Genomic DNA, 23,845 nt, shown 5'->3' with positions numbered 1-23,845 from the left:
CTTCGCGCGGCATCCGCCGTCGCGGGCGCCGGGCGCGCAGCCCGGGGGCGCGCTGCCCGACGCACCATGCGCCGGTGGCTCGCTCCGTGGCGCGCATCCCTCATCAAGGTGACTTGAGACCTCTTCGAGACCTGGACGGATCGCCGGGCGCGCCACTGCTCCCTCCCGAAGAACGATCAATAAAGACATCAAGTCCCTTACATTTCAAGGCAATTGAGGGCCTATTACCATGCAGAAACGTGCCTTCTTGCGCCCGTCGTCGCTCCCCCGCGAATGGCCGTACCGAGCCCTACTATCGGCTCGCCATGACAGCAGCAGGGAAGCACCAGGTGGGCCGGTCGACCGGTCGCCGACTGGGACGCGCGGGTATCCGGGACGTGGCCGCCGCAGCCGGTGTATCGATCACGACCGTCTCCGACGCGCTCAACGGCAAGGGCCGGCTTCCGGATGCCACCCGTAGCCACGTCCGCGAGGTGGCCGATCGGCTGGGCTACCGCCCGTCCGCCGCCGCCCGCACACTCCGTACCGGCAAGTCCGGCCTCATCGGCCTGACCGTGACCACCTACGGGGATGAACCTTTCACCTTCACCGAGTTCGCGTACTTCGCCGAGATGGCCAGAGCCGCCACCTCCGCCGCGCTCGCCCGCGGATACGCGCTGGTCATCCTGCCCGCGACCTCCCGCCACGACGTCTGGTCCAACGTCGCCCTCGACGGCACCGTCGTCATCGATCCGGCCGACGGCGACCCCGTCGTCACCGAGCTCGTCCGGCACGGCATCCCCGTCGTCTCCGACGGCCGCCCCGGCGGCTCCCTGCCCGTCACCGGCTGGGTCGACAACGACCACGAGGCGGCGGTCCTCGGCCTGCTCGACCACCTCGCCGAGGCAGGCGCCCGCCGCATCGGACTGCTCACCGGCACCACCACCGACACCTACACCCGGCTGTCGACCACCGCATACCTCAACTGGTGCGAGCGGGTGGGCCAGACGCCGGTCTACGAGTCCTACCCCGCCTACGACCCGCGCGCCGGCGCGGTGGCCGCGGACCGGCTGCTGGCCCGCCCGGACCGGCCCGACGCGGTCTACGGCCTCTTCGACCCCAACGGCACCGACCTGCTCGCCGCGGCCCGGCGCTACGGCCTACGAGTGCCGGACGACCTGCTGCTGGTCTGCTGCAGCGAGTCCACCGTCTACGCCACCACCGATCCGCCGATCACCACGCTCTCGCTGAAGCCCCGGCGGATCGGCACCGCCGTCGTGCAGATCCTGATCGACGCGATCGAGGGACTCGACGGCAGCTGCCCCGTCGAGCAGGTGATACCGACCGACCTGATCGTGCGCACCTCCTCCCAGCGCCGCTCCCCGCGGACGACGGTCAGCCCGCCGCGTGGCCCGGCCGGCGACTGACCGGGCCGCCGATGCGGTGGGCCGGGCGTACCGGAACGCTCCGGATGCCCGCTCCACCGCGGAAAAAACAGGGCGATCCCGGGAGGAATCCATCGTGAACGCCGAGCTTCGCAGGATTGATCACCCCCGGGTGCGTCACAACCCGAGAGCGGCGTTCCTATGATGGGCGCACGACACCGCGGACCGCCGTCGACCAGGCAAAGGTCCGAGAGGTGCACGGCGGCGCAACGGTGGAGGGGTCGATGACTCAGGGGGCCAGTCAGGGACCCATGGTGTGGACCATGGCGACACAACCTCCGGCGTCCGTTCCGCCGCCCGGAACGCCCGCCGGCCCGCCGGCCGCCGGGCAGCCGCTCGACGCGCCGGTCGCGCCCCCGGCCGCACCCCCGGTGCAGCTGCCGGAGGAGTACACGCCGACCGCCCGTGACCTGCCGGTCATCGGCCGTACGGACACCCTCATCGACCACCCGTCCGTGGTGCCGGCCCAGGATCCGGGCCCCGCCCCCGACGGTCTGGGCCCGTTGTACGTCGTCGGCGACGTACACGGCTACTACGACGAACTGCGCGCCGCGCTGGAGGCCGAGGGGCTGATCGACGCCGACGGCACCTGGGCGGCGGGCAACGCCCGGCTCTGGTTCCTCGGCGACTTCACCGACCGCGGGCCGGACGGCATCGGCGTCATCGACCTGGTCATGCAGCTCTCCGCCGAGGCCGCGGCGGCCGGCGGCTACTGCAAGGCCCTGATGGGCAACCACGAGCTGCTGCTCCTGGGTGCCAAGCGGTTCGGCGACACCCCCGTACAGTCCGGCGCGGGCACCGCCTCCTTCCAGGCGGCCTGGCTCCTCAACGGCGGCCAGAAGACCGACATGGACCGGCTGGAGGACCACCACCTCCAGTGGATGGCGCGCCTGGACGCCGTGATGGAGGAGGACGGGCATCTGCTCGTGCACTCCGACACCACCGCCTACCTCGAGTACGGCGACTCGATCGAGGCGGTCAACGACACCGTCCACGAGGTGCTGACCCGCAGCGACGCCGACGAAGTCTGGGATCTCTTCCGGAAGTTCACCAAGCGGTTCGCCTTCCGCGACGAGTCCGCCGGCGGCCAGGCGGTCCGCGAGCTGCTCGACGCCTACGGCGGCCACCGCGTCGTGCACGGCCACAGCCCGATCCCGTACCTGCTGGGCGAGGTCGGCGCGGAGGACGGCGAGGGCGAGGGGATCGCGGTGGACGGCCCGCACGTCTACGCGGACGGTCTGGCGATCGCGATGGACGGCGGTATCACGATGGCCGGAAAGCTGCTGGTCTGCCAACTCCCCCTGGTGGGGTGACACTTCGGCGGACGTACGGGATCCGCCCGGTCGGGTGATCTGACAGGACGGAATCCGGTCGCGGCATCTCGCAAATTCCGCAAACTCTCTGTCACCCCGCGCCGGAGGCGCTCTACCATCGGTCTATCCGTAGCAGGCTCTCCTCCGTTTCCGCCCGGCGCCCGGCTCTGGCCGGCCCGTACGGCCCTACGGAGCATCGGGGGATCCACATGAACAGCGCTCCGCACCTGCTGAACGAGGACCGCGCGGACTTCGCGCGCATCCTCGATGAGGCGCTGCGTACCGCCGCCCACGACCCGGACGACCGCACCGCCGGCACCGAAAACCGGCTCAACACCGAGCAGTTGCGCTCCATGGCGCTCAGTGCGACCAGCGCGATCGCCGCCTGCGCGGCGGCCGAATACCAGCGCTACATACAGCTGCGCTCCGCGCTGCGCGCCCCGGCGCCCACCGGGACGGGCACCGGCGGGGGCGGTCCGTCAGCGGACCAGACCTCTGACGAGCGGTTCGGACCGGCCACCGCGGACGTCGACCCGGACGCCGGAGCGGCCGGCTTCGGGCTTGCCGCGATGGCCACCGTCCTGATCCCGGTGCTCGCCGGGATCGCGGCCATCCTCTTCCTCGTCATCGGCTATGTGCTGCGCGCCGTCGACCCGGATCCGGCCGTCTCCCGGCCGCTGATCAGCGTCGGTTGGGTCTTCGCCGCACTGGCCGCCGCGGGTGCGCTGGTCGGGATGGGCTGCGTGGTCGTCACCGCGCTGCGCAACGGCGTCTCCCGGGACACCGCGGCCGAGGAGCGGGCCGCCGCGCTGGACACCGCCCGCGAAGCCTGGCGGCAGGCGCTCCTGGACCGCGGGCTGCTGCCCTTCCTACGGGAGGCCCTGGCCGATCCGTCGGCCGACCCCGCGGACGATCCGGTGCGGTACGTCCCCCGTCCCGTGTCGGCGCCCGAGCGCCGCACCCCCACGCTCGGCTACACCCGCCCACGGTTCTCCAGCCCCGACGCCGGCACCTCCCACTACCGTCCGCGCTACTCCAGCCCGGACTACGGCGGCTCGGAGGACCGGCCGGAGTAGGGGAGACCGGCCGGCCTAAGCAGGGGCGGACTCACCGCCCGGCAGCCCGGCCCCCGGAGCCCGGAGGCGCGCCCACCGCGCGTTCCCGGGCTCCGGCGGTGCCGGCGCCGTCGCGGCTTGGCCTTGCCCCTGCGTCAGGCTCGGACCACCTCAACATCCATGACGGCGTGAGCCGGTTCACCACCTCCGCGATCTGTGGGAGCAGGTGCGCTGATCCGTGGCGGTCGCCTCGGGGCCGGGGAGGAGAAGGCCGCTGACGGCCTGAGGCATAAGGGTGACCACACCTGTCGACCGATTAGATGATCCGACAAGTCGGGAACGCTCTCCATTCATGGCCGCCAGTGCCCCAGCGGCCCAGCGAAGCCAATTGGCGACAAGTTCCGCCAAGGAGAGGTACCCACGTGACACGTCTGCGCCATATCGCGACCATCGCAGCCGCCAGTGCGCTGCTCACCCTTGGATTCATCGCGCCCACCGCCCCCGCCCGAGCGGACTCCTCCGACGGTCATGCCGCCCAGATCCCCCCGCCCCTCCCTCCTCTTCCCCTCGTCGGCGACGTCTTCCGCCTCGGGCTGGTCTGAGACGGCGCCGTCCTGGATTCTTCTCACATCAGCCTGTGTGGCGCGTAGTTGCACCACGTCCTGGTGGTCGCTCACGCGCACGACAAGCGCCGCCCTGGGGAGCAAAGCCCCCGGGCGGCGCTTGTCCGGCCTCGCCCGACGTCAGGAGTCGGCAAGCGGCAGGTAGACCCTGTTCCCCGCGGCCGCGAACTCCTTGGACTTCTCCAGCATCCCGGCCCGGACCTCTTCGGGCGTCGCGCCCTCCGCACCGCCGAACTGCTCCGTGATGCTTCGGCTGATCTTCATCGAGCAGAACTTCGGCCCGCACATCGAGCAGAAGTGCGCCGTCTTGGCCGGCTCCGCGGGCAGCGTCGCGTCGTGGAAGGCACGGGCGGTGTCCGGGTCGAGGGCCAGGTTGAACTGGTCCTCCCAGCGGAACTCGAAGCGGGCGTCGGAGAGCGCGTCGTCCCACTCCTGGGCACCCGGGTGCCCCTTGGCGAGGTCCGCCGCATGGGCCGCGATCTTGTACGTGATGACGCCGGTCTTGACGTCGTCGCGGTCCGGGAGGCCCAGGTGCTCCTTGGGCGTGACGTAGCAGAGCATCGCGGTGCCCCACCAGGCGATCATCGCGGCGCCGATGCCGGAGGTGATGTGGTCGTAGGCGGGGGCGATGTCGGTGGTGAGCGGGCCGAGCGTGTAGAACGGGGCCTCCTCGCAGATCTCCTGCTGGAGGTCGATGTTCTCCTTGATCTTGTGCATCGGGACATGGCCCGGGCCCTCGATCATGGTCTGCACGCCGTGCCGCTTGGCAATGGTGTTCAGCTCGCCGAGGGTGCGCAACTCGGCGAACTGCGCCTCGTCGTTGGCGTCCGCGATGGAGCCGGGGCGCAGCCCGTCACCGAGCGAGAAGGTGACGTCGTAGCCGGCGAGGATGTCGCAGAGTTCCTCGAAGTTCGTGTAGAGGAAGGACTCCTGGTGGTGCGCCAGACACCAGGCCGCCATGATCGAGCCGCCGCGGGAGACGATGCCGGTCTTGCGGTTGGCGGTGAGCGGGACGTAGCGGAGCAGCACGCCGGCGTGCACCGTCATGTAGTCGACGCCCTGTTCGGCCTGCTCGATGACGGTGTCCTTGTAGATCTCCCAGGTCAGCTCCTCGGCCTTGCCGTCGACCTTCTCCAGCGCCTGGTAGAGGGGGACGGTGCCGATCGGGACGGGGGAGTTGCGCAGCACCCACTCGCGGGTGGTGTGGATGTTGCGGCCGGTGGAGAGGTCCATGACCGTGTCGGCGCCCCAGCGGGTCGCCCAGGTCATCTTCTCCACCTCCTCCTCGATCGAGGAGGTGACCGCGGAATTGCCGATGTTGGCGTTCACCTTCACCAGGAAGTTCTTGCCGATGATCATCGGCTCGATCTCCGGGTGGTTGATGTTGGCCGGCAGCACCGCACGGCCGGCCGCGATCTCGTCCCGCACGAACTCGGGGGAGACGTTCTCGCGGACGGCGACGTACTCCATCTCCGCGGTGATCTCGCCACGCTGGGCGTAGGCGAGCTGGCTGACCGCGGCCCCGCCCCGGCCACGGCGCGGCTGGCGCGGACGGCCGGGGAAGACCGCGTCGAGGTTCCGCAGGCCACCGCGCGGTGAGGTGTGCTTGATCCCGTCGTCCTCGGGACGCATCGGGCGGCCCGCGTACTCCTCGGTGTCGCCCCGAGCGATGATCCAGTTCTCCCGCAGCGGCGCCAGACCGCGGCGGACGTCGGTTTCGATCTGAGGGTCGGTGTACGGCCCTGACGTGTCGTAGAGCGTCACGTCCTTGCCGTTGGTGAGGTGCACCCGCCGGACCGGGACCCGAAGGTCCGGGCGCGATCCGGAGACATAGCCCTTGTGCCAGCCGATCTGCGGCTTTTCGCCGTCGGTCGAGCCGTTTTCAGGCGTGCGTGCATCCTGCAGAGTCATAAAGACTCAACTCCCTACGCCGGCATTACCCGGTAACAGGTTCGGCGGTCGACGCAGCGGCTTCCGTCGTGCGGTGTTTCACGTGAAACACCGCCGGGACGGAGGTCAGCGCCCTCTCAGCCCGGTGCTCCGAGCTCCCGCGATTGCAAAGGTGGCACCACGGTAGCGGCCGGGGCCGCGGTGTGAACAGGGGGCCCACGCTTGTCGCGCTTCTTGCGATGATCGGGCGGTGAGCCCTCCCGACTCCCCGCCTCCCGATGCGCCCGCGCACTCCCATGCGCATGCGCACGCGCACAGCCATGGGCCGGCCGCGCCCGTCTCCCGGCATCTGCGCAAGGTCATCGCCGCCGTCCTGATCCCGTTCGCGACCGCGGTGGCGGTCGGCCTGATCGTGCTGTGGCCCGGTGGCGCACCACCGCACAAGCCGTCCGGTGTGGGCTTCGACCAGCCCACGGAGCAGGCCCGGATCGTCAAGGTCGAGGAGGTGGACTGCGCGGCGGTGCATGCCGAGCAGCAGCCGCAGCCCACCACGCCCGGAGGTGCGCCGCCGACCGGGGGAGCGGCCCGGGGCAAGCCCTGCCAGCAGGCGACGGTCGAGGTCACCACGGGGAAGAACGCCGGCCGCACCTTCCGGACGGTGGTGACACCGGACTCCCTGCGGCAGTACACGACCGGGCAGAGCGTGGTCGTCTCCTACTCCCCCAAGGCGCCCAGGGACCTGCAGTACGCGGTCACGGACGTCGACCGCACCGTGCCGATGTGGGTGCTGGCCGCGATTTTCGCGTTTGCGGTGGTGATCGTCGGACGACTGCGCGGGGTGCTGGCGCTGGTGGCGCTGGTGGCCAGCTTCGGGGTGCTGACGCTCTTCATCCTCCCGGCGATCCTCCAGGGCTCCGATCCGCTGCTGGTGGCGGTGGTCGGCGGCAGCGCGATCATGCTGATCGCCCTCTACATGTGCCACGGGCTGACCGCCCGTACGTCCGTGGCGGTGCTCGGCACCCTCGCCTCGCTGCTGCTCATCGGGCTGCTGGGCTCGGTGTTCACCGACTGGGCACTGCTGACCGGCAACACGGACGACACCACCGGCCTGGTGCACGGGCTGTACCCGGACATCGAGATCCGCGGTCTGCTGCTGGCGGGGATCATCATCGGCTCACTGGGAGTACTCGACGATGTGACGGTGACCCAGACGGCCGCGGTCTGGGAGCTCAAGGAGGCCGATCCGACGGCGGGTTGGCGGAAGCTGTACGGCGCGGCGATGCGGATCGGGCGGGACCACATCGCGTCCGTGGTGAACACTCTCGTCATGGCCTACGCGGGCGCCGCGCTGCCGCTGCTTCTGCTGTTCTCGATCGCACAGAGCAGTGTCGCCACGGTGGCCGGCAGCGAGGTGGTGGCGGAGGAGATCGTCCGCACGCTCGTGGGCAGCATCGGGCTGGTCGCCTCGGTGCCGGTGACCACGCTGCTGGCGGCCCTGGTGGTCGCGGCGGACCGCCCGGTGCCGGGCGAGGCGGGGCGGGCGGCCGGCACCGGCGGACGAGGAGGTCGGCGCGCGGCGCACGGGCGGCGCCGTAAGCGCTGAGCGCGTCGGCGGGCGGCGGGCGGCGGGCGGCACGGAGGAAACGGTGGACCCGGGCCGGGGCGTGGAAGCGCCGGGTTGACGAAGTGGTCTGCGGACAGCGGGCGTTGGGGCAGCAGGACAGGGACGACCTGCGCCGGCGGACGGCGCCGGTGGAGCGGGTGCGAGGTGAATCGGGCCGGTGACCGATCGTCGGTGGTCGGCGGGGTCAGCCGGCCGGGGCCTCCGTCAGGATCCGGTCCAGCGCGGCCTCCAGGGTGTCGCAGACCTCCTCCTTGCCCAGCGGAACGATCCGGTCGGTGCGGTCCAGGAAGGCGATCAGCGGCGGCGCACTGGCGCGGAACAGGGCCCGCTCGGGGCCGACCTGGAGGCTGATGTAGACATCGCTGAGGTGGTCGGGGGAGGCCGGCTCGACCCGGACGTCACCCTCGCCGGCCGGCCTGCTCAGCCCGTCCAGCAGCAGCTCACGGCCGAACACCCAGGTCACGGGCGCATCGCCGGGAAGATCGAAGGTGAGCCGGACGGCGTAGGGGTCGGCGCTGTCGAAGTCCAGCTCCACCGGAATCCGGAAGGCGAGCTCCTCCGAGACGAGGAAGCTCATGATCACTTCTGCCTGAACCGTGTCGTTCATCAACCGCTGCCCCGCACTTGATCGGAGATGGCCGGGAATCATCCCCGGAAGCCCTGTTGACGCCATCGTCGGCCACAGGCAGGCAGATCACAAGGAGTGAGTTTTCAGATACTGATAGAGAAGGCGAGTGTCGTTAGTACCTCCTCCGCCATTTTCCGTAGTCGAGCCGTAACTGCCTGCAATCGATGCACTTCCTCAGCTGGCAGAGAGACCGCCAACGTGGCGGCGGCCGACCCGACCCGGATGGGGATCGCCGAACAGACCGTGCCAAGGGCATATTCCTGACGATCGTAGGCGACCTGTCCGCGACGCACCGTAGCCAGCCGATGGAGCAGATCTCCCTCGGAACGCACCGAGAAGGGAGTCATCGACTGCACCGGATAACGGGCGAGATGTTCCCTGCGGGCAGTCTCGTCGAGCTGCGCCAGGAGGCACTGGCCGATGGCGTGGGCGTGCGCGGTGGAGCGGAAGTCGGCCCATTCCTCGACGGGCGGGCGGGCCGGGTCGTCGGTTATCGCGACCACCTCGACCTCGCCCTCGCGGTAGACGGCGAAGTAGACGGCCGCACCCAGTTCGCGCCCCGCCATGGCCAGTACGTCGGCCAGCTGACGGCGCTGCCGCCGCCGGGCCCCGGCCCGGCCGATCGACTCGGCACCCTCTCCGATCACGAAGACACCGTTCTCCCGGCGCAGATAGCCCTCGTGGGTCAGCGTCCGCAGCAGGTGGTAGGCGGTGGGAAGCGGAAGCCGGGCCTCCCGGGCCAGTTGCTTGGCGGGCGCCCCGTCGACATGGGCGGCCACCGCCTCCAGGAGCCGCAGGGCCCGCTGGACGGAACCGATCAGAGTGGGCTGCGAGCCGGATTCGCCGTTGTCGATCGCCAACGCAACCCCCAGGTCCGAGCGCCATGGTCCCGCGGCTCCGGCCACGGGACCCGCTCCCGCGACCGCGCGCCTCCCAGAACGTCCCACCCGACGCCCGGTCCGATCACCGTTGCTTTCCGGAACATCAACATCCGGAAGACGCCTGCTCGGCACTGTAACCCGGGTGGTCCGGAACGGAAGCCCGAAGTCCCGGAAGCCATCGGCCCTTTGACGCCCTCCTGCCCCCGATGACGATACGGAGCAAGGTTCGCACTCATGGTGAACAGCCGGAACGTCCCGGACGCCGACGGGGCGAAAACCCCGGGCGGGGGCGCTTTCCGATCCCCGTTCGACTCCCCGCGACGGGAGTGTCGACCCGGGCGAGGAACGCCGGACGCCCTGCTCCCGGGCGGGGGCAGGGCGTCTACGGGCGGTGCGGATCGGACAGTACCGGTCGGTCGGAGACTCGGCCTACCAGTCGCTCTTCGACGAGGACGAGGAGCCGGAACCGGTGAACCTGCGCACGAGATAGATGACACCGGCGATCAGGGCCGCCGCGATCAGCACCTTGAAGAGCAGGCCGATCAGGAAGCCGACCGCGCTGGCGATCAGTCCGCCGAAGACGACGATCAGGATGACGGGCACCACGACCCAGACGACCCACCACGGAAGCCCTGCGAGTATCCCCTTACCAGCCACTGCTCTGCCCTGCTTTCTGTCTGTCGCGCTCTTGTCGGTCTCTGCCGCTCCGGTGGCACCGTCCGCGCCTCGCGTCCCTCGCGCCGCGTCTCCGGTTCCCCTGTACACCAACGATGCTAGGCCGCCGAAGACCGCCGCGGGGGCCCGACAGCCCGGGCTCGCCCCTGAGCCGACCCCTACGGGTTCCGGGGGTCGGGCCTCAGCTCTCAGGCGGAGAGAACACCACCACGACCCGGAGGTCCTCGCTGATGTGGTGGAACTTGTGGGGCACCCCGGCGGGCACGTAGACCACGCTGCCGCGGGCCACCGACTCCGTCTCCGTCCCCACCGTGATCGCCCCGCGGCCGCTCACCACCAGATACACCTCGTCCTGCTGGTGCGGCTGCTGCGGGTCGGCGCTTCCGGCGTCCAGCGCGTACAACCCCACCGACATGGTGCGTTCGCGAAGGAACTGCAGGTACGCGCCGTCGTTCGCGACCCGTTCCGCTTCCAGTTCATCCAGTCGGAAAGCCTTCATCCCGTTCGCACCTCTCACCTGTCACCAGTCGTCTGCGACGATCTCACCATGAAGCATTTCCTGGTCAAGACGCTCGCCAATGCCGCGGCCCTGGCCGTGTCCATCTGGCTCCTCAACGGCATCACGCTCACCGGTGAGAACACCGGCCGCAAGGTGCTCACCCTGATCCTGGTCGCGCTGATCTTCGGGCTGGTGAACTTCCTGGTCAAGCCCGTGGTCAAGGTGCTCTCGTTCCCCCTGTTCATCCTCACCCTCGGCCTGATCACGCTGGTCGTGAACGCGCTGATGCTGCTACTGACCTCCTGGCTCGCCGGCAAAGCCGACCTCGCCTTCCATGTGGACGGCTTCTGGACGGCAGTGGTCGGCGGCGTGATCATCTCCATCGTCTCCTGGGCGATGCACATGGTCCTTCCCGACAAGGACTGACGCTTGACCGCCCGCTACCGCGTCTGCTTCGTCTGCACCGGCAACATATGCCGGTCGCCGATGGCCGAGTCCGTCTTCCGCGCCCGGATCGCCGAGGACGGACTCGACGCCCTGGTCGAGATCGACAGCGCCGGCACCGGCGGCTGGCACGAGGGCGACGGAGCCGACCCCCGCACCGTCGCCGTCCTGCGCGCCGGCGGCTACCCGACCACGCACACCGCCCGCCAGTTCCGCGCCTCCTGGTTCGCCCGCCGCGACCTGGTCGTCGCGCTCGACGCGGGCCATCTGCGCGAACTCCGCCGGCTGGCCCCGACGCCCGAGGACGCCGCCAAGGTCCGGCTGCTGCGCGCGTACAACTGCGCCACCGGACCGGCCGCGGACCCCACCGGGCTCGATGTCCCGGACCCGTACTACGGCGGATTCGCCGGCTTCGAGGAATGCCTGGAGATGATCGAGGCGGCCTGCGACGGCCTCCTGGAAGCGGTCCGCGCCGAGGTCACCTCCGACGCGCCCGGCCCCGCCGAACCCCGGCCGGGCCTGCACCGCCCCCACCACAAGGAGAGCGCATGACCGGCGATGGCACCCGTGCGGTGCGGGCCGGGCTGCCGGAACCGGAAGCCCACGAACCGGCCCTCCCCGGACCGGTCTTCGCCGCCCACTACCACCTCCCCGGCGAGGCCACCGGCCCGTACACCTACGGCCGCGACACCAACCCCACCTGGACCCGGCTGGAAGCCGCCATCGGCGAGCTGGAGTCACCGGACGAGCCCGCGCACACCGTCGCCTTCGCCTCCGGGATGGCGGCCATCTCCGCCGTGCTCTTCTCCCAACTGCGCGCCGGCGACGCGGTGGTGCTGCCGAACGACGGCTATCAGCTGCTGCCCGCCGTCCGCACCCGGCTGGAGAGCTACGGCATCGAGGTCCGCGCGGCGCCCACGGCCCGCGACGCCCAGTCGGGCGTCCTCGACGGCGCCCGGATGCTGTGGATCGAGTCGCCCTCCAACCCGGGCCTCGACGTCTGCGACATCCGGCGGCTGGCCGACGCGGCACATGCCCGGGGTGCGCTGGTCGCCGTGGACAACACCCTCGCCACCCCGCTCGGCCAGCGCCCGCTGGACCTGGGCGCGGACTTCTCGGTCGCCAGCGGCACCAAGGCGCTGACCGGCCACGGCGATGTCCTGCTGGGCTACGCCACCACCCGGGACGCGGTGCTGGCCGACGGCGTCCGGCTGTGGCGCAAGACGGTCGGCGCGATCCCCGGCCCCATGGAGAGCTGGCTCGCCCACCGTTCGCTGGCCACCCTGGCACTGCGCGTCCGCCAGCAGGCGGAGGGGGCACTGGCGCTGGCCACCGCGCTGGCCGAGCGCCCCGAGGTGACCGGGCTGCGCCATCCCGGCCTGCCGTCGGACCCGTCGCATGCGCTCGCCGTCCGGCAGATGCGCCCCGGCCGCTTCGGCTGTGTGGTGTCCTTCGTCCTCCCGGACAAGGCGTACGCGGAGCGGTTCCTGGCCGCGCTGACGTTGGTGGACGACGCCACCAGCTTCGGCGGCGTGCGGTCCACCGCCGAGCGGCGCGCCCGCTGGGGCGGCGACGACGTGCCGGAGGGCTTCATCCGCTTCTCCGTCGGCGTCGAGGAGCCGGCGGATCTGATCGCCGATGTCCTGCGCGCGCTGGACGCGGCGAAGCCCTAGATCCCGGCCGTGTGCGACGTCTCCACGGCGCGGAAACGGCCGGCAGGGTATCCCCCCTCGTCACCCTGCCGGCCGGCGGTTCCCGTGAGCCCGGTCCGGATGTTTCACAGACCGGATGTTTCACGTGAAACGAACCGCTTCAACAAGGCTAGTTGACTCAGCGTCAGTGTCCAATCACGCTAGCGACACAGCCCTATCGACAAATTTATAGTTGGCCCGCGACCAGGCTTCCGAGGGGCCGCAGGAGGTACGCAATGGATCTGGCGCTGCTGCGTACCTTCGTCACGGTCCACCGGGCCGGATCGTTCACCCGGGCCGCGGCGCTGCTCGGGCTCTCCCAGCCCGCGGTGACCAGCCAGATACGCACGCTGGAACGCCGGTTGGGCCGCCCCCTCTTCGTCCGCTGCGCCCGCGGCGTCACCGCCACCACCTTCGGCGACGAGCTCGCCCACAAGGTCGCACCCCATCTCGACGCCCTCACCGAGATCACCGAGGCCGGCCTGGACCAGGACTCCCCGACCCGCACGCTCCATCTCGGCGGCCCCCCGGAGTTCACCGCCGAGCGCGCCTTACCCGCGCTGAGCCCGCTGATCACCCAGGGCCTGACCATACGCACCGCCTTCGGCGACGCCGACGAGTTGCTGAACGGCCTGGCCGCCGGCCACCACGACCTGACCGTCACCACCACCCGGCCGCGCGGCGGGCTGCTCACCGCCACCCCGCTGTGCGACGAGGAACACGTACTGGTCGCCGCGCCCCACTGGCTGGCCCGGCTGGGCGGCCCCGGCACCCTCCAGGACCGCGGGGTCCGGGTCCTCGACCCGGTCCCGCTGGTCGAGGTCCACGAGAGCCTGCCGTTGATCGCCCGCTACTGGGCCGCCGTCTTCGACGCCAAGCCCGCCGCCTCCGCCACGGTCGTCACCGGCGATCTGCGGGCGGTGCTGTCCTGCGTCACGGCGGGCGCGGGACTGGCCGTGCTGCCCCGCTACCTGTGCACCGAAGCGTTGGAGCGCGGCGCGGTCGTCGCCCTGCTCGATCCGCCGGTGCCCCCGCTGCGCACCTACTTCCTGGCCGTGCGGACCGGGACGCTGGGGCTGCCGCACATCGCACGGGCCCACGAGTGGCTGCTGCGCACCGCGGCGGGCTGGTGACGTGAGCCCTGGGACAGGGGTTTCACCAGGCCGTGACTGCGGGATCTGTCCACCATGACCGTACGGCCAGTCGTCAAACGCACCGCCCGCGCGATCCTGCTCGACGGAGAGGATCTCGTCCTGATCAAGCGCACCAAGCCGGGCCGGGCCCCGTACTGGATCACTCCGGGCGGCGGCGTGGAGCCTGCGGACGCCACGGTCATCGAGGCCCTCCACCGCGAGTTGGACGAGGAGCTGGGCGCCAAGATCACCGATGTGTTGCCGGTCTTCGTCGACACCGTCGAGCACATCACCGACGGCGGGGTGGACGGCGTCAAGGTGCAGCACTTCTTCGTCTGCCGGCTGGACTCGATGGATCCGTCCCGCCGGCACGGCCCCGAGGTCGAGGAGCCGTGCGGCGAGTACGAGATCGTGCGGGTGCCCTTCACCCGGGTCGGGATCGCCTCGGTCGAGGTCGTCCCGCTGTCCCTGCGGCACTACCTGGACGGCAACATCGAGGGCGTGCGCGCGATGCACGCCCCCGACCTGGGCTGAACGCCCCGGCGTCAGCCGTCGCGCCGGTCGAACCAGCCGCGGAACTCCGGGGCGTCCTCGGCGGGGCCGCGCGGCCGGGCACGCGCCAGCACCCGCTCGACCCGGTCGAGGAACTCCCCGTTGAGCTCCGCGGCCACGGTGTCCCCCGCGCGGTTCCGCTGACCGGGCACCGGCGCCGGCTCGGCCCCGTAGCCGTGTTCCGGCGTGTCCTCGTGCAGCCCGCCGCGCAGATGCTCGTTGGTGTGCCGGGGGCGCCGGAAGGGCTGCCGCTGCGCCGCCTCGGCGGCCGCCCCGAAGAAGTCGCCGCCCTTGCGCTTGAAGTCGTCGCTGCCCCAGGCCCGGGCGCCGCGCTCGTTCGCCGGCACCTTCTGCAGATGCGGGATGTGCTTGGAGCAGTGGACGTACGCCTCCTCGACCTCGACCGCCACCCACAACTGGGCCCGCCGCCCGGGGACCGGATCCACCGGCAGGCCCGGGTAATAGGCCCGCATCTCCTCGTCCAGCACCACCCGGGCCCGGCCGTTGATGTGCAGCCCGATCCGGTCGCGGGTGAAGTCGATCATGAGGATGCCCAGCCGGGGGTTCTCGGAGAGGTTGCCGACGGACGCCATGACGCCGTTGCCGCGGTACTCCGGGTACGCCAGCAGCCGGTCGCCCAGCACCTGCACGAACCCGGTCGGCCCGGCGCGGAAGGTGGAGTCGCACTCGCCGTGCCGGTCCGCCGTGGCCAGGAAGAACATCTCCTGTCGGGCGACGAACTCCTGCATCCGCACATTGAGATGGTCCAGGACCTGGTCCGCGTAGAAACGGTCGGCGCGCCCGGTCGTCCCGAGTCTCCGCTGCACCAGGTGCTCACCGTCGCTCCCGGGCCGCTCCGCCGGCAGGTGCAGGCCCAGTCCCTCCCCCGTCAGGCCGTATTCGCCTTCTGCTGCCAAGACTTCAATCTCCCGTCGATACCAGCTCTTCGATGGAGTCGTGCCGTATCCGCTCGGCCGGGACACCGACTCCCATCAGTGCCTCCACGCCGCTGCGGATGAGACCCGGCGGACCCGAGAGGTATGCGTCGTGTTCCCGGTACGGGCCGTACTTCCGGACCGCGTCGGGGAGTTGACCGGTCACAGTGCCGGGCCCGCCCCGGACGCCCGGCCCGACGGCGACGACCGGGCGGACGGTGAGCCAGGGATGGGTCTGCTCCAGCCGCAGCATGGTGTCGATGTCGTACAGGTCGTGGTCGCTGCGGGCCCCGTAGAAGACGTCCACCTGGCGCCGGGCGCCGTGGTCCGCGATGTCCTCGACCAGCGCCTTGATGGGCGCGATGCCGGTGCCGCCGCCGACGCACAGCAGGTCGCTGCCGGCGGAGTGGTCGACGGTCATCGACCCGGCCGGCGCGCCGAGCCGCAGCTCGTCGCCGGGCCGGGCGCGGTGCACCAGCGCGTTGGAGACCCAGCCGGCCGGGACCGCCTTCACGTGGAAGGAGAGCAGACCGTCGGAGCGGGGGGCGGAGGCGAAGGAGTAGTGCCGCCAGACCCGCGGCCACCACGGGGTCTCCAGGCTGGTGTACTGGCCGGCGCGGAACGGGTACGGCTGGTCGGGGCGGACCGTCACCACCGCGGTGTCCGGGGTGCGCAGCTCGTGCGTGACGACCTCGACCTGCCACCAGGCCGGGGCGACGGCCTCGTTCTCCGCCGCCGCGTCGATCATGATCTGCGAGATCCGGGTGTACGCGCGCACCCACGCGTCCTCGGTTTCCCTGCTCCAACTGGACGGGGCATAACGGGCCAGCGCGCTCATCAGGCACTCGCCGACCGCCGGGTAGTGGTCCGGCTGGGTGCCGTACTTCCGGTGTCCAAGGCCGAGTTGGGAGAGGTACTGGCCGAGCACCTCGGAGTTGTCGACGTGCTGGGCGGCGGTGAGCAGCGCCTTGAACAGCCGGTCGCGCTGGACGTCCATCGAGGCGGGGAACAGCGCCCGCAGATCGGGGTGCTGGACGAACAGCAGCGCGTAGAAGTACGAGGTTACCTGGTCGGCCACGGGCTCGACCTCGGCCATGGTGCGGCGGATGAGCACCGCGTCGGGAGAGGCCGCCGCCTCGGGCGGGCCGGATGCCGCCAGCGCGGCGAGCGAGGCCGCCGGGGCGGGCTGGGCAGGCGGGGCGGGTGGGGCTGTGGCTGCCGACGGCGCGGGGGGTGCCATGTCTGCCGGAGGTGCGGGCCGTCTGGGTGGTGCGGGCGGTGTGGGGGAGGCAGCGGGGACGAAAGGACGGACAGGAGACGGCGGTACCCCGTGGGCCGCTGAGGCAGGAGGAACAGACGGGCCGGACGGGACGGTCGGGCCGTGGGGAGCGGCGGAGGCGGACGGAGCCGAAGGGGCGGGGTCGGCGCCCGGGGCGGGCGGGACGGAGAGGTCGAAGGGGTCGAACGGGGTCCGCGCGGCCGGCTCGTGGACCGGTTCCGGCTCGGTCCCGGCCCGGGGGGCGGTCCCATACGGAGCGGCGGGCGCCGGCCGCCCGCCGGCGCCGGCGCCGGACCGACCGGCCGCCTCCCACTCCTCCTGCCCCGGCTGCGCGCCCTGCCGCGGTACCCGCCGCGGCTCCTGCTCGCGCTCCCGTTCGGCGGCCGTCCCCACCGGGCGTATCTGGTTGACGGGGCGGCTGGGTATCCGTTCCGTTTCGGCGTGCCCGCCCGATTCGTCACGCTCACCCTGCGGCGCCCGGGGCCCGTCCCGGCCGTCGTTCCGGTCCTGCTGATCTCCGGACGATTTCTTCGCGGGCGGAGTGAACCAACCCCACTCGCCACTGCTGCCGCCAGAAGAGCCGCCATCGGCCGACGTGGTGGTCGGAGCGTCCATGGTCTGCCTCGCCTCGAACGTCTTTCGGTTACCTGTGGCGTTCCGTCGACCGGAACTGCCCGGAATTCCCCCGCCCTGCCCGGGATTCTTAATCGACGCAAGCGATCCCGGCAACATCCCTTAAAGCGGACACCTCTCACTTCCTTATGGCAGATGGCGCAGATGCCGTTCCGTCAGCATGCCACCCGCCCCACCGCACCGGACAAAATGCCGGAAGTCCGGGCGCCCGGGGCCGCTTCCCGCTAAGCTGCCGAGCTTCGCCCCAGCTGTCCGCGCGCCCGCGGAGTCCCTCTCCCCGCCAAGCCGGACTCGACCTTACCGGGAGTAGTTGAAACCACAAGCCCCGATCATGGAACACTCGGCGCGCTCCCGCCAATAACCGTGACCCTTCCCACAGACGGCAAATTCCGGGCGCACAGCGGACGAATCCACCGCGGAAAACAGCTGGTCCACCGAATTACTCGCCGGTACGCACCAGTTCGTATGCCTCACGCAGATCACGCCCTGAATACGCGTATGTGGCCAGCCCGCTGACATGGTGATCCGCATTCACCGCCACCGACTCCGGTACCACCGCGAAGAGTTCGGAGTCCGACATCGAGTCGCCGTACGCCACGCAGTCGTCCCAGGTCAGCCCGTACCGCGTACAGAGCGCGTCCGTGATCCGTACCTTCGCCGACGACGAGAGGATGCCGGCCGGTTCCAGCGGCTCCCGGATGGGCACCGCGGGCCACCGGGAACCGTGCGCGGTGTCGACGCCCCACTCCAGCAGCCGTTCGACGAAGAATCCCGGCGAAAGGGAAATCACCGCACACCGTTCGCCGCGGGCTCGGATATCGGCCCATACCTCCCGAATACCGGTCAGCCAGGGCGCGCTCTCGAAGGCCGCCGCCACCTGAGCCTCGGTCAGGTCCGCGGCCCACAGCGCGCAGGCTTGCTGTGCGAAGCCCGCCGGGGTCAGCGCCCCGGCGGCGAACGCCCGCTCCAGCTCCGCGATCTCCCGGTCCAGCCCCAGCTGCCGGGAGATCTCGACGGCGGCCGCGGAGCCGTGGAGCAGGGTTCCGTCCATGTCGAACAGATGCAGCTTGCTCATGGGGTGAGCCTAGGGCGTGCCCGCTGTACGGGCGGGCCGGGTCGGTGGGCCGTACTCGCCGTCGCGTACGCGCGGATACTCCCGTCGCCAGATGGCGCGCGGCGCTCCGCCCGCCACCGTGGAGGGATGCCGCTCAGCCGGCCCGTCCGCCGGGCCCTCCTCGTCGCCCATGTCGCCGTGTCCGTCGGCTGGCTGGGGCTCAGCACCGGACTCCTGGCCCTGGGAATCACCGGCTTCACCGCCCGTTCGGCGGCGGCCGCAGCGGGCGCCTACCGGGCGATGCGGGTCCTCACGGACTTCCTGGTGCTGCCGGTGGCGCTGGCCTCACTGGCCAGCGGTGTCGTGCTCTCCCTCGGTACCCACTGGGGGCTGGCCCGTCACCGTTGGATCGTCACCAAGTTCTGGCTGACCCTCGCGGCCGTGGCCCTGACGGTGTGCGCGCTCCGTCCCGGTGTCGCCGGACTCGCCGCGGCGGCCGCCACCGGCCGCCCGGCATCCGATCCCGGCCTCCTCGCCGCACCGGCGGTCTCCTCCGCGCTCTACCTCTTCCTCACCGCGCTCTCCGTCCTCAAGCCCTGGGGGCGGACCCGCCGCGGCGGCCGACCGCGGGGGGCACGGTCGGCCGGGGGACGGGAGCGGGCGGGCGCCCCGTCCTGAGGGGTCCCGGTGGCGGGCCGGCCACGTGCGGCCCACCGGGGGCGGACATCCGGAACGCTCAGCTCCGAGCCGCCGGAACATGCGTTTCGGTCGCCACGACCGGACCGCCGGCGGCCACCACCTGGCCACGGCCCGGCCGCCGGCGCTCCAGGAAGGAGGCCAGCACCGCAACGCCCAGCGCCGCCACGGTCATCAGCGCGCCCACCCAGTTCGGCGCGGTCAGGCCCATCCCGGCCGAGATCACCAGGCCGCCGAGCCAAGCGGCCAGCGCGTTGCCGAAGTTGAAGGCCGCGATGTTGCCGGCCGAGGCCAGCGTGGGCGCGGCGGCCGCGTGGTCGAGCACCCGCTTCTGCAGCGGCGGCACGGTCGCGAAGCCGAAGAAGCCGATCAGCCCGATGGTGACGATCGCCGCGATCTTGTGGTGCGCGGTGTAGGTGAACGCCGCCAGCACCACCGCCAGCCCGGTGAGGGACGCGTACAGCATCGGCATCATGGCGCGGTCGGTGAAGCGTCCGGAGAACAGGTTCCCGCCGACCATCCCGAGGCCGAAGACCGCGGTCAGCCAGATGACGGAGGACGACGCGAAGCCGGTGACCTCGGTCATCATCGAGGCGAGGTAGGTGACGGCCGCGAAGACCCCGCCGAAGCCGAGGACGGTCATCAGCATCGCCAGACCGACCTGCGGATTGCGGAACACCGCCAGCTCGCTGCCGATCCGGGCGGCCGCCTTGGCCCGCTGCGCCGGGACCAGCTTGACGACGCCGAGCAGCCCCAGCACGCCGAGCGCGACGATCGCGTAGAAGGTGGTACGCCAGCCGAACTGCTGGCTGAGCAGGGTGCCGCCCGGTACGCCCACGACGGTGGCCACGGTCAGGCCGCTGAACATCAGCGAGATCGCGCCGGCCCGCTTCTCCGGGGCCACGAGGTCGGCGGCCACCAGCGAGCCGATGCCGAAGAACGCGCCGTGCGTGAACGCCGCGACCACCCGGCCGGCGAGCACCAGCCCGAAGGTGGGCGCCAGACCGGTGAGCAGATTGCCCACGATGAACAGGCCCATCAGCAGCATCAGCATCTGCTTCCGGGTGAAGCGGGTGCCGAGCACCGTCATCAGGGGCGCGCCGACCACCACGCCGAGGGCGTAGACGGTGGTGGCGTAGCCGGCGAGCGGAATGGAGACGCCGAAGTCGGCCGCCATGTCGGGCAGCAGGCCCATGACCGCGAACTCGGTCGTCCCGATTCCGAAGGCCCCGATGGCGAGCGCCAGGAGAGCGAGAGGCATGGCGGATCCTTCCCGTTGATTTCTTGCATCCGTCCTTAACCGGCGTCCACAATAATTGCAGACGCTCTTTACTTGCAAGCGCGGGCTATTTCGGATGTGCCCTATCCTGGTCCCACGACGCATGAGGAGGTCTGCGATGACGCAGCGCACGCGGGAGACGGCCACGACGCAGGAGGCGGCTCCCGGCGGCCTCGCCCAGGGCTGGTGCGCCCTGTCCGCGCTGCACGGCCGCATCGAGTCGCACATCGAGCGCGCCCTCCAGGCCCGGCACGGCCTCAGCGTCCGGGAGTTCTCCGTCATCAACGTGCTCAGCGAGCAGCACGACGGGCCGGGCGGCCATCTCCGGATGCACCAGGTCGCCGACTCGGTCGTGCTCAGCCAGAGCGCCACCACCCGCCTGGTGACCCGGCTGGAGGAGCGCGGGCTGCTCGCCCGCTACCTGTGCCCCGACGACCGGCGCGGCATCTACACCGACGTCACGCCCGACGGCCTGCGCCTCCTCGAAGAGGCCCGGCCCACCCACGACACCGCGCTGCGCGAGGCACTCCAGGACGCCGCGCAGCGACCCGAACTGGCACCGCTGGTGACGGCGGTCGAGACGCTGGGCGCCTCCGCGTAACGGGACGGACCGCCACAATCCCCTCGGGCGGTCGGACAGACTGCCCGATACCCCTGGGCCGGCCCGGAAACCGGGCATAGGGTCCGGCCCATGAGCGATCTTGAGATACGGCGCGCCACCGAGGCCGACCTTCCCGCCATCGTCGCGATGCTGGCCGACGACCCCCTGGGCGCCACCCGCGAATCCCCCGACGACCTGGCGCCCTACCGCGCCGCGTTCGCCGTCCTGGACGCCGATCCCCACCAGCATCTGACCGTCGCCACACGGGACGGCCGCGTGGTCGGCACGCTCCAGCTCACCGTGGTCCCCGGCCTCTCCCGGCGCGGCGCCACCCGCTCGATCATCGAAGCGGTACGGGTCCAGGCCGACGAGCGCGGCGCCGGCCTGGGCGCCGAGCTGATCGAGTGGGCGGTCGCGGAGTCCCGGCGGCTCGGCTGCGGGCTCGTCCAGCTCACCTCCGACGTCACCCGCGTCGACGCGCACCGCTTCTACGAGCGCCTCGGCTTCGAGGCGTCCCACCTGGGCTTCAAGCGCCTGCTCTGACAGGCCGGACTGCTCGCCGTGGAGCGGCGGCCGCGGTCAGCGGCGGTCCGGGGGAGCGGTACGGCGTGCCCGGTGGGCCTTCTGCCGGCAGGCCCCGCCGCAGTACCGCGCGGGCCGCCCGGTGCGCGCCGCCGCGAGCGCCGCACCGCACACCCGGCACCGGGTTTCGTTACGAACCGGCGCCTCGACCGGCAGTTTCGTCACGGCCCGGTCGGCGCGGAGCCCGTCGAGCATCAGCGTCGACATCCGGCCCACCGGTACGGCTCCGGGCCCGGCGTCCGCCGCTGCGGCGACCCGCCCGACCGACCGCCGGCGCTCCATCACCAGACACCCGGTCAGCAGCGTGCGGACATCGTCCAGATCGACGTCCGTCCTTACCGCTCCCGCCTGTTGGGCCCTGGCCAGCAGGACCCCGAGGGCCACCAGAAACTCCAGGTCAGGGCCGGCCGGCTCACCGTCCGCCGGTGTCCGGCCGCTCTCCCCGGCCGCCTCCAGCGCCTCGCACAGACCCCGGTTCGGGGCGGCCAGCCGCACCACCGACGCCAGGAAGCGGAAGAACACCCCACCGGGATCGTCCGCCTCGGCCAAGTCCCCCGCCGTGTCGGCCAGCAGCCGCAACCGCTCCCGGACCGCCTCCCTGAACAAGGCTTCCTTGGACGGGAAATGGCGGTAGACGGTCCCCGCACCGACGCCCGCGCGCCGGGCGATCTCATCGAGCGGTACCCCCAACCCCCGTTCCTCGAAGGCGGATCGGGCTGCCTGGAGCACCAGCGCACGATTCCGCCGGGCATCCGCGCGAGCGGCCACCACCTGGCCGTCCGCCCTCCACACGCCTCCTGAGACCACCTTGCTCCTCCGCGTTCCACACCCGGGGAACAACCGGGCCGAGCGTTCCGATTCTACGAGGCCGTTGAAACATGCGTGCGGATCACCACGCGGAGGCGGAAAGACGGAGGAGGAGGCGGAGGAGGCGGGGTTGGGCGTGCATGGGCCGAGGGCCGGGGGCGAGAGGCGGGGCCGAGGACAAGACGGCGCCGGCTCACTCGGCGCGGGCCACAAAAAAGGTGTGGTCTGTTTCACGTGAAACAGACCACACCTCTGCCCTCCTGTCGAGGGGCGTCCAGGAGCCGTGGGAACGTCCGCTGGGGCGGCGGAGCCGCCTGACTACCGCCTGGCTCAGGCCGCGACGACCTCGTCCCAGGCCGCACCGGCCGCACCGGAGGCCGCGTCCTCGTCGACCTCCATGCCCAGCGTCCGCAGACCGGCCGCCAGTGCCGCCAGCGAGCCCAGAACCACCGCCCGGTCCGCGGCCCGCCCGTAGTGGTTCACCCGGATCATCTCCGTGGCCAGCGCACCGGCGGCGGCCTGCACCGGGACAGCGCCGTCGGCGGCGAGTGCGGCGGACACCACCTCACGGGCGTCCACCCCCGCCGGCGTGCGCAGCGTGGTAGCGGCCGGTGCCGCATGCCTGTCCCGGACCACATACGGCACCGGCCCGCCGAGCGCCGCGACGCCCGCCCGGACGGCCGCGGCGGCCGCGCGGTGGCGGGCGATGACCACGTCCAGCCCCTCCACCTCGATCCGGTCCACGGCCTGCTCCAGCGCCAGCATCTCCAGCTGCGCCGGGGCGTGCGGCAGGGCGGTGCGCCCGGCGTCGATCCAGCGCTCCTTCCAGTCCAGCAACGAGAGGTAAGAGCGGCGCGGCGCCTGCTCGTTGGCCGCGATCCGCTCCCAGGCGCGGGCGCTGACCGACACCACCGAGACCCCGGCCGGGCCGGCCAGCGCCTTCTGACCGCCGATGACGCAGAGGTCCACACCCCACCCGTCGGTGAGCAGCGGCTCGGCGCCCACCGAGGCGACCGCGTCGAGCATCAGCAGCGCCCCGTGCTCACGCACCACGGCACCGATCTCGGCGACGGGGTTGGTGTTGCCGGTCGCCGCCTCGGCGTGCACCAGGCTCACGAAGTCGATCTCTGGGTGCTCACGCAGGGCGTCGGCCACCTGCTCGGGGGTGACCGCACCGGTGAAGGGCGCGCTGATGGTGACCACCTCGGCACCACAGGAGCGCAGCCAGCCGCCGAACGTCTCGCCGTAGGGGCCGGTGATGATGTTGAGGGCGGTGCTGCCGGGCCGCACTGCCGAGCGGATGCACGCCTCCAGCGGAAGCAGCGCCTCGCCCTGCATCGTCACGACATCGCAGCGGGTGCGCATCAGCGCCGCGACCTTGTCCTCGATCCGGGCGAAACGGGCGGCGTCGAGCGGAGGCAGATCGAGCAGAACCGGGGTGTCGGCGTTGGCAGTCACGGTGGCCTTCCAGCGGTAGCGAGCCGCGCACTGCGGCGGCTCCTGGCATCTCGCTCGACTGTACGTCCGCGCCGGAAGCCCCTGCCGGA

General features: G+C 71.6%; 24 protein-coding genes and 1 riboswitch. Of the genes, 13 read left to right on the top strand and 11 right to left on the bottom strand.

The features are described 5' to 3' along the window. The first annotated feature begins 305 nt into the window (after positions 1-305). From K2224_RS06840 to K2224_RS06825, 4 genes are all read left to right on the top strand, one after another. Complete coding sequence (locus K2224_RS06840) at positions 306-1,406, top strand: LacI family DNA-binding transcriptional regulator (protein ID WP_221905729.1); 1,101 nt, start codon at positions 306-308, stop codon at positions 1,404-1,406. Between the two features lie 281 nt (positions 1,407-1,687). Continuing rightward, positions 1,688-2,737: a metallophosphoesterase gene (locus tag K2224_RS06835; protein WP_398197498.1), complete on the top strand. Its 1,050-nt coding sequence runs from the start codon at positions 1,688-1,690 to the stop codon at positions 2,735-2,737. 209 nt (positions 2,738-2,946) lie between these two features. Beyond that, positions 2,947-3,813: a hypothetical protein gene (locus K2224_RS06830; RefSeq protein WP_221905728.1), complete on the top strand. Its 867-nt coding sequence runs from the start codon at positions 2,947-2,949 to the stop codon at positions 3,811-3,813. 401 nt (positions 3,814-4,214) lie between these two features. Further along, a complete protein-coding gene (locus K2224_RS06825; RefSeq protein ID WP_221905727.1) occupies positions 4,215-4,394 on the top strand; it encodes a hypothetical protein in 180 nt (59 codons plus the stop codon). A gap of 141 nt (positions 4,395-4,535) precedes the next feature. On the opposite strand, the gene thiC is transcribed toward K2224_RS06825, so the two are convergent. After that, positions 4,536-6,326, bottom strand: a complete 1,791-nt coding sequence (gene thiC, locus K2224_RS06820; RefSeq protein ID WP_260692357.1) for a phosphomethylpyrimidine synthase ThiC — start codon at positions 6,324-6,326, stop codon at positions 4,536-4,538. After that, a riboswitch (TPP riboswitch) is annotated at positions 6,321-6,477 on the bottom strand. (Overlaps the previous gene by 6 nt.) Before the next feature lie 78 nt (positions 6,478-6,555). Between thiC and K2224_RS06815 the strand changes: the two genes are divergently transcribed. Further along, the gene (locus K2224_RS06815) at positions 6,556-7,908 is read left to right on the top strand and encodes a YibE/F family protein (protein WP_221905726.1); all 1,353 of its coding nucleotides are present in this window, start codon (positions 6,556-6,558) and stop codon (positions 7,906-7,908) included. A 205-nt stretch (positions 7,909-8,113) separates the two neighbouring features. Here the strand turns inward: K2224_RS06815 and K2224_RS06810 are convergent, their stop codons facing one another. The 4 genes from K2224_RS06810 to K2224_RS06795 form a co-directional block, all read right to left on the bottom strand. Beyond that, positions 8,114-8,536 (bottom strand): SsgA family sporulation/cell division regulator, encoded by a 423-nt coding sequence (locus K2224_RS06810; protein ID WP_221905725.1) that lies wholly within the window; start codon positions 8,534-8,536, stop codon positions 8,114-8,116. Positions 8,537-8,640: 104 nt separating this feature from the next. Then, positions 8,641-9,417: an IclR family transcriptional regulator gene (locus K2224_RS06805; protein WP_221905724.1), complete on the bottom strand. Its 777-nt coding sequence runs from the start codon at positions 9,415-9,417 to the stop codon at positions 8,641-8,643. 450 nt (positions 9,418-9,867) lie between these two features. Further along, positions 9,868-10,095, bottom strand: a complete 228-nt coding sequence (locus K2224_RS06800; protein WP_221905723.1) for a DUF5326 family protein — start codon at positions 10,093-10,095, stop codon at positions 9,868-9,870. Positions 10,096-10,294: 199 nt separating this feature from the next. Next, positions 10,295-10,612, bottom strand: a complete 318-nt coding sequence (locus K2224_RS06795; RefSeq protein WP_221905722.1) for a cupin domain-containing protein — start codon at positions 10,610-10,612, stop codon at positions 10,295-10,297. Positions 10,613-10,660: 48 nt separating this feature from the next. On the opposite strand from K2224_RS06795, the gene K2224_RS06790 reads away from it, so the two are divergent. The 5 genes from K2224_RS06790 to K2224_RS06770 all read left to right on the top strand — a co-directional run bounded on the left by K2224_RS06790 (position 10,661) and on the right by K2224_RS06770 (position 14,414). Continuing rightward, a complete protein-coding gene (locus K2224_RS06790; RefSeq protein ID WP_221905721.1) occupies positions 10,661-11,038 on the top strand; it encodes a phage holin family protein in 378 nt (125 codons plus the stop codon). Between the two features lie 3 nt (positions 11,039-11,041). Then, positions 11,042-11,608, top strand: a complete 567-nt coding sequence (locus K2224_RS06785) for a low molecular weight protein-tyrosine-phosphatase (RefSeq protein ID WP_221905720.1) — start codon at positions 11,042-11,044, stop codon at positions 11,606-11,608. Next, positions 11,605-12,729: a cystathionine gamma-lyase gene (locus K2224_RS06780; RefSeq protein WP_221905719.1), complete on the top strand. Its 1,125-nt coding sequence runs from the start codon at positions 11,605-11,607 to the stop codon at positions 12,727-12,729. Before K2224_RS06785 ends, K2224_RS06780 begins: the two co-directional genes overlap by 4 nt. Positions 12,730-12,983: 254 nt before the next feature. Then, the gene (locus K2224_RS06775; RefSeq protein WP_221905718.1) at positions 12,984-13,880 is read left to right on the top strand and encodes a LysR family transcriptional regulator; all 897 of its coding nucleotides are present in this window, start codon (positions 12,984-12,986) and stop codon (positions 13,878-13,880) included. A gap of 54 nt (positions 13,881-13,934) precedes the next feature. Further along, the gene (locus K2224_RS06770) at positions 13,935-14,414 is read left to right on the top strand and encodes an NUDIX domain-containing protein (RefSeq protein WP_221905717.1); all 480 of its coding nucleotides are present in this window, start codon (positions 13,935-13,937) and stop codon (positions 14,412-14,414) included. Between the two features lie 11 nt (positions 14,415-14,425). On the opposite strand, the gene K2224_RS06765 is transcribed toward K2224_RS06770, so the two are convergent. From K2224_RS06765 to K2224_RS06755, 3 genes are all read right to left on the bottom strand, one after another. Continuing rightward, positions 14,426-15,259 carry a pyridoxamine 5'-phosphate oxidase family protein gene (locus K2224_RS06765; RefSeq protein ID WP_221909470.1) on the bottom strand — a complete coding sequence of 278 codons (834 nt, stop codon included), beginning with the start codon at positions 15,257-15,259 and terminating at the stop codon, positions 14,426-14,428. 94 nt (positions 15,260-15,353) lie between these two features. Beyond that, the gene (locus K2224_RS06760; RefSeq protein WP_221905716.1) at positions 15,354-17,261 is read right to left on the bottom strand and encodes a globin domain-containing protein; all 1,908 of its coding nucleotides are present in this window, start codon (positions 17,259-17,261) and stop codon (positions 15,354-15,356) included. A gap of 457 nt (positions 17,262-17,718) precedes the next feature. Next, a complete protein-coding gene (locus tag K2224_RS06755; protein WP_221905715.1) occupies positions 17,719-18,354 on the bottom strand; it encodes an HAD family phosphatase in 636 nt (211 codons plus the stop codon). A 126-nt stretch (positions 18,355-18,480) separates the two neighbouring features. On the opposite strand from K2224_RS06755, the gene K2224_RS06750 reads away from it, so the two are divergent. Continuing rightward, positions 18,481-19,011, top strand: coding sequence for a DUF2269 domain-containing protein (locus K2224_RS06750; protein ID WP_221905714.1), 531 nt, complete (start codon positions 18,481-18,483; stop codon positions 19,009-19,011). 58 nt (positions 19,012-19,069) lie between these two features. Here the strand turns inward: K2224_RS06750 and K2224_RS06745 are convergent, their stop codons facing one another. Further along, positions 19,070-20,290, bottom strand: coding sequence for an MFS transporter (locus K2224_RS06745; protein WP_221905713.1), 1,221 nt, complete (start codon positions 20,288-20,290; stop codon positions 19,070-19,072). A 136-nt stretch (positions 20,291-20,426) separates the two neighbouring features. Here K2224_RS06745 and K2224_RS06740 point away from each other — a divergent pair, with 136 nt between their 5' ends. Next, on the top strand, positions 20,427-20,909 hold the full coding sequence (locus K2224_RS06740; RefSeq protein ID WP_221905712.1) for a MarR family winged helix-turn-helix transcriptional regulator: 483 nt from the start codon (positions 20,427-20,429) through the stop codon (positions 20,907-20,909). 90 nt (positions 20,910-20,999) lie between these two features. After that, entirely contained in the window at positions 21,000-21,452 is a 453-nt protein-coding gene (locus tag K2224_RS06735; RefSeq protein ID WP_221905711.1) for a GNAT family N-acetyltransferase, read from the top strand. 36 nt (positions 21,453-21,488) lie between these two features. Here the strand turns inward: K2224_RS06735 and K2224_RS06730 are convergent, their stop codons facing one another. Continuing rightward, positions 21,489-22,220, bottom strand: coding sequence for a TetR/AcrR family transcriptional regulator (locus K2224_RS06730; protein ID WP_260692356.1), 732 nt, complete (start codon positions 22,218-22,220; stop codon positions 21,489-21,491). A 408-nt stretch (positions 22,221-22,628) separates the two neighbouring features. After that, positions 22,629-23,756, bottom strand: a complete 1,128-nt coding sequence (locus K2224_RS06725) for an alanine--glyoxylate aminotransferase family protein (protein WP_221905709.1) — start codon at positions 23,754-23,756, stop codon at positions 22,629-22,631. Between the last annotated feature and the right edge of the window lie 89 nt (positions 23,757-23,845).

Source organism: Streptomyces sp. BHT-5-2 (assembly GCF_019774615.1).
Classification (GTDB): Bacteria; Actinomycetota; Actinomycetes; order Streptomycetales; family Streptomycetaceae; genus Streptomyces.
The sequence above is the reverse complement of the archived record's forward strand: the minus strand, read 5'-3'. Positions and strand labels throughout refer to the sequence as shown.